Source organism: Pseudomonas sp. (assembly GCF_036404235.1).
In the GTDB taxonomy this organism is placed as follows: Bacteria; Pseudomonadota; Gammaproteobacteria; order Pseudomonadales; family Pseudomonadaceae; genus Aquipseudomonas.
Genome location: NZ_DASWOT010000166.1, coordinates 1 through 5276, shown reverse-complemented (window position 1 = coordinate 5276; position 5276 = coordinate 1). Strand labels below are relative to the sequence as shown.

Genomic DNA, 5276 nt, shown 5'->3' with positions numbered 1-5276 from the left:
CACGCTACGTCCAATCTGTAGGCGCCAACGTGTTGGCCGGGCGACCAACGCGGTGCGCCTCAGACACTGCCCCGCGAACACGTTCACCATAGTGCATTCTGGCCCTGCCCTGCGTAAAGCATTTGCGATGACGGCTCCGGTACGCATCCTCCGTAGGAGCGTGGCTTGTCCCGCGACCGGCGGGGAACCCGTCGTAAAACCTGCGCACACGGTGTGACAGGTAGACCGCTTGCACCGGGTTTACCGCCGCTGCGCGCCAGGTCGCGGGACGAGCCGCGCTCCTATGTATGGACTCGCCCGGTTGCATCTATTAAGTCTGTTCATTTTTTCAGGTACTCGCCCGTTTTGGTGTCGTCTTCGATCAGCAGGATGTGCATCGTAAAGGGTCGCTCTGTTCACACCGTGGTGGTTTTTCAACGCATCGCGTTGGCGTGATCGGTGTGCTTTGGGTCGCTGCAAGCCGTGTCGGGGTTGGAGTTTAACCAACTGGGGGGAGGGCGTCGGTTACATTTTTGTCATTGAAAGGACGCTGCGGCGAATGACAAAAATGTAATCGGGCGGTCATCGTACGGTCCCGGTTGCGGGCCGAGGATGGCCCCACTTAACCCCGTAAGGAATCGCCACAATGAAGATGAAGACTGTACTGTCAACCACCTTCGGCATGCTCATGCTCATGCTCGGCGTCGCGGTCATGGCCGCAGCGGCCGACATGCCGGTGGTCAAGCCATTGCGCGGCACGGTCGACAGTGTTGATAACAACACCCTGACCTTCACCACCCGTTCGGGCGCACACCAGAGCATCGGCCTGACCGACAAGACTGGAGTTCTTCAGGTGTCGAAGACTGATATTGATTCGATCAAATCCGACAGCTTCATTGGTTCGTCCGCCACCCCTCAGGCGGATGGCTCTCTGAAAGCGTTGGAAGTCACCGTGTTCGAAGCCAGCCTGAAGGGCAGCGGCGAAGGTCAGTATGGCTGGCAGAACGCTGATGGCAGCACCGGCACCATGACCAACGGCACCGTGGGCAAATTGTCGAAAGCCAATGGCCGCACCCTGACAGTGAGCTATAAAGGTGGCGAAAAGCAGTTGGCGGTGCCCACTGACGTGCCAATCGCATACGTAGAGCTCGGTAAAGCCGAGCAACTGGTCAAGGGCGCCAAGATTGTTGTGTTCCCGGCCGAAGACGGCAAGAACGCGCGCGGTGTAGCGGTCGGCAAGGATGGCTTCCAGCCACCGATGTAACAGGGCTTGGGCCCGGTAGGCGCTGGCGAAGGCTGCGATTAGGGTGTCTCAGACGATGATATTTCGACTGCCCCACCGTATCGCAGCCTTCGGCGGCTCCTACGCAGATTTGCGAACATCCTGGAATAGGGAGCGCCATTGATGACCAAACGTCGTATTCATCCCTGGCCCGTGCGGCTCACGCATTGGCTCAACGCTTTTGGCATGACATGCATGTTCATGAGCGGCTGGGCGATCTATAACGCCTCGCCGTTGTTCGCCTTCCGGTTTCCCATCGAATTGACGGTGGGCGGTTGGTTGGGCGGTGCGCTGGCCTGGCACTTCGCGGTGATGTGGCTGCTGGTGATCAATGGCTTGATCTACGTGCTGTATGGCTTGATCAGTGGTCACTTCAAGCGCGATTTCTGGCCGATAACCCGCGCAGCGGTGAAGCGTGATCTGCTTGATGCATTGCGCTTTCGGCTGCTGCATCAACAGGGCGTGTACAACGCGGTGCAGCGGCTGATGTATGCGTTGGTGTTGGCTGCGGGCGCGCTGATCGTGGTTTCGGGGCTGGCGATCTGGAAGCCCATTCAACTTCAAGAACTGGTGGCGCTGTTTGGTGGCTATGACATTGCGCGCTACGTGCATTTCGCCGCGATGGCGGCCATTGGTGCGTTTGTCGTGGTACATCTGGCGCTGGTGCTGCTGGTGCCCAAAACCCTGCCGCCGATGATCACAGGTGGTGCGCAACGGGTGGAAACCGGGAAGCCTGAGCATGATTGAACCGAAAAAACGCGCGATCCAGCGCATCAAGCTGGAGCCTGCGCAGCAAACTCAGTTGGAAAGCATCCAGCGCCGTCATTTTCTGCGCGGCGGCTTGACCGTCGGCGCCATGGCGATGCTCAGCGGTTGCAATCTGCAGGACGGCGATCAGGTGGACAAGGTGCTGTGGGCGATGTCGCGCTGGAACGATCGAGTTCAGGCCTGGCTGTTCAGCGGACAGAAATTGGCGCCGACCTTCAGCAAGGCGCAGATGACCAAACCGTTTCCGTTCAATGCGTTCTACGCCCAGGACGATGTGCCTGAAATCGACCTGTCGGACTACTCGCTCGCTGTGTCGGGCCTGGTGCGCGACAAGGCGCCGTGGACGCTTGAAGGTCTACGCAAATTACCCCAGCGCACCGACATCACCCGCTTGATTTGCGTCGAGGGCTGGAGCGCCATCGGGCAGTGGGGCGGGGTGCCGTTGCGGACATTTCTTGAATACATCGGCGCCGATACCACGGCCAGGTTTGTCGGCTTCAAATGTGCCGACCGTTACTACTCAAGCCTGGACATGCCCACCGCGTTGCATCCGCAAACCCTGCTGGCGCTGGACTATGGCGAAGTCGCCTTGCCGCCTGAATATGGCTATCCGCTGCGGGTTCGGGTGCCGACCAAACTGGGCTTCAAGAACCCCAAACACATCGTTGAGATATTCGTCAGCAACGACTATCCGGGCGGGTATTGGGAGGATCAGGGGTACAACTGGTTTAGCGGGATTTGAGGAGAAATACCTGAAACCTCCCTGTAGGCGCTAACGGGTTGGCGAGAAGCCATTGCGGTGTGTCCGACCGGCCGCTTCGCGAATAAATTCGCTCCTACCGCATGGACTGCACCTGACCTGTAGGCGCGAATTCATTCGCGAGAGGGCGGCTCACCTGACGCACGGGTTTTGAACCTGACAACATGCTTCGCGAATAAATTCGCTCCTACCGACCGCATGGATTGCACCTGACCTGTAGGCGCGAATTCATTCGCGAGAGGGTGGTTCACCTGATGCGCGGGTTTGAACCTGACAACATGCTTCGCGAATAAATTCGTTCCTACCGCATGGACTGCACCTGACCTGTAGGAATTCATTCGCGAGAGGGTGGCTCACCTGATGCGCGGGTTTGAACCTGACAACATGCTTCGCAAATAGATTCACTCCTACAGATATTCATGCGCACCAACCCCTCCAACAAAAAAGCCCGTCTGCCATTCACTGGCAGACGGGCTTTTGGTTCAGCTCAAACTCAGTTCAGGCCGAGTTTGCCGCGCATTTGCGATAGGTCTTCAGCCAGGGTGTTGACTGGGCCGATCAGCGCTTTGCGGTCGTTTTCTTTTACTTTGTCGTACGTCTCGTAGCCGCCATCCTTGGTTTTGTACTTGGCCAGGATTTTGTCTACGCTGGCGAAGTTCTTGTCGACTTTGGCGACGAACGCTTTGTCAGACTTGATCAACTGTGGCTTGAACAGGTCGACGATTTTCTTTGCGCCGTCGATGTTGCCCTGGAAGTCGTACAGGTCAGTGTGGCTGTAACGGTCTTCTTCACCGGACACCTTGGTCGCAGCGACTTCTTCGAGCAGTGCGGCAGCACCGCCGACGACTTTCTCTGGCGGGAAGGTCAGGCCCGCGATGCGTGTCTGCAGGTCTTTGACGTCAGCCAGCAGCCTGTCAGCCAGAGGGCCTTGATCGGTGGTGGTGTTCTTTTCGAACAGCGCATATTCCAGGCGATGGAAGCCGGTGAAGTCTTCAGCGTCAACGCCTTTCTCATGGTCGTCTACGCGTGAGTCGATCGAGGCGTCCAGGTCGCTGAACAGCTCAGCGATGGGCTCGATGGACTCGTAGGCAACGCGAGTCGGCGCGTAGAGCTTCTTGGCCGTGGCCAGTTCGCCTTTTTTGATGGCGTCGGCGAACTTCTGCGTGTCAGCAGCCAGTTTGTCGACGTTCTCGGTGACGTAGATTTTGTAATCCGAAACCGGGGTCACCAGATCCAGTGGGGCTGTGGCTGCAAACGCTGACATCGAGGTCTGCAACACACCAACGCTGAACATCAACGCAATAGACGACTTTTTCATAAAACGCTTCCTATGGAGTGAGAGTTGTCAGGCATTTGTTGTTTTAGGAGCAGAAGCAGCCAGCAAGGAGCGACCGATGAAATCCTGGTCGTCGACCACGCCCGGCAAGGTGAAGAAATAACCACCGCCGATGGGCTTGAGGTATTCCTCAAGCGGTTCGCCGTTGAGGCGGGTTTGCACGGTGATGAAGCCTTTTTCAAGGTCCGACTGGTAGCAAATGAACAGCAAGCCCATGTCCAACTGGCCGTTCTTGTTGACACCATTGGAGTAGTTGAACGGACGACGCAGGATCAGGTTGCGCTGGCTTTCCGGCGTGCGTGGGTTGGCCATGCGGATGTGCGAGTCGAGCTTGGTGACCTTGCCTTGCGGGTCTTTGTGGTAGTCCGGGACGTCGGTTTCGACTTTGCCATCCATCGGCGCACCGGTAGTCTTGACCCGGCCGAAGATGGCTTCCTGTTCTTGCAGCGGCGTGCGGTCCCAGCGCTCGACGAAGTTGCGGATCAGGCGCACAACCTGATAGCTGCCGCCTGCGGCCCAGGCAGGCTCGCCGTCACCTGCGCGGGTCCAGACCACACGGCCCATCAGCGCATCATCATTGGAATCGGGGTTGGCCGATCCGTCGCGGAAGCCCAGAAAATTGCGCGCCGAAGGGGTGGACCCGTCAGCGGCGGCAGGCACCGGCGGCACATCGCCCTGCTGCATCCAGCGCACCACCAGAAATTCCGACAGATTCTTCACAATGTCGCGCAGAGCATGGATATTGGTATCCTGCAGGTTGGCGCAGAACTGCAGAGTCAGATCACCGTGGCAAAGCGCTGCCTCCAGCGCATCATTGGGAAATTGCTGCATCCTCTCCAGACGCGCGGGCGCAAGGCCCTGCAGCCACGGGCGCTCAAACAGCGAATAGCCCAGCGCGAGGGTGATGGTCAGATTATCGGGCGCGATATCCGGCCCCAGCACGCCAGAATCGGCCGGGGGCAGTTTCGGGCTGCGCTCCGGCACCGGGCCGCCACGGGTAAGGAAGGCGGCGCGTTCGGTCAGGCGCTTTAACATGGTCTCGAACTCATCGAGACTTCCCGCCACCGTATCAAAGGCCACGACCATCCCCGAGGCCGGGCGCGGTCGAAGGTCATGTAGTTGGTGATGTCGACCAGGGCATTGATGGGGCG

5 protein-coding genes are annotated in these 5276 nt (G+C 58.6%); 3 read left to right on the top strand and 2 right to left on the bottom strand.

The window, feature by feature from the left end; translation table 11 throughout:
- Positions 1-631: 631 nt before the first annotated feature.
- The 3 genes from VGC62_RS20895 (at position 632) to VGC62_RS20885 (ending at position 2771) form a co-directional block, all read left to right on the top strand.
- Positions 632-1243 carry a hypothetical protein gene (locus VGC62_RS20895; protein ID WP_331188979.1) on the top strand — a complete coding sequence of 204 codons (612 nt, stop codon included), beginning with the start codon at positions 632-634 and terminating at the stop codon, positions 1241-1243.
- A 141-nt stretch (positions 1244-1384) separates the two neighbouring features.
- The gene (locus VGC62_RS20890) at positions 1385-2008 is read left to right on the top strand and encodes a cytochrome b/b6 domain-containing protein (RefSeq protein ID WP_331188978.1); all 624 of its coding nucleotides are present in this window, start codon (positions 1385-1387) and stop codon (positions 2006-2008) included.
- The gene (locus tag VGC62_RS20885) at positions 2001-2771 is read left to right on the top strand and encodes a molybdopterin-dependent oxidoreductase (RefSeq protein ID WP_331188977.1); all 771 of its coding nucleotides are present in this window, start codon (positions 2001-2003) and stop codon (positions 2769-2771) included. Before VGC62_RS20890 ends, VGC62_RS20885 begins: the two co-directional genes overlap by 8 nt.
- A gap of 511 nt (positions 2772-3282) precedes the next feature.
- Here VGC62_RS20885 and efeO read toward each other — a convergent pair.
- Together efeO and efeB are read right to left on the bottom strand one after the other, a co-directional pair.
- Positions 3283-4107 (bottom strand): iron uptake system protein EfeO, encoded by an 825-nt coding sequence (efeO, locus tag VGC62_RS20880; RefSeq protein ID WP_331188976.1) that lies wholly within the window; start codon positions 4105-4107, stop codon positions 3283-3285.
- A 27-nt stretch (positions 4108-4134) separates the two neighbouring features.
- Positions 4135-5276 (bottom strand): iron uptake transporter deferrochelatase/peroxidase subunit (gene efeB / locus VGC62_RS20875; RefSeq protein WP_331188975.1); only part of this gene is annotated, 1142 nt, incomplete at its 5' end.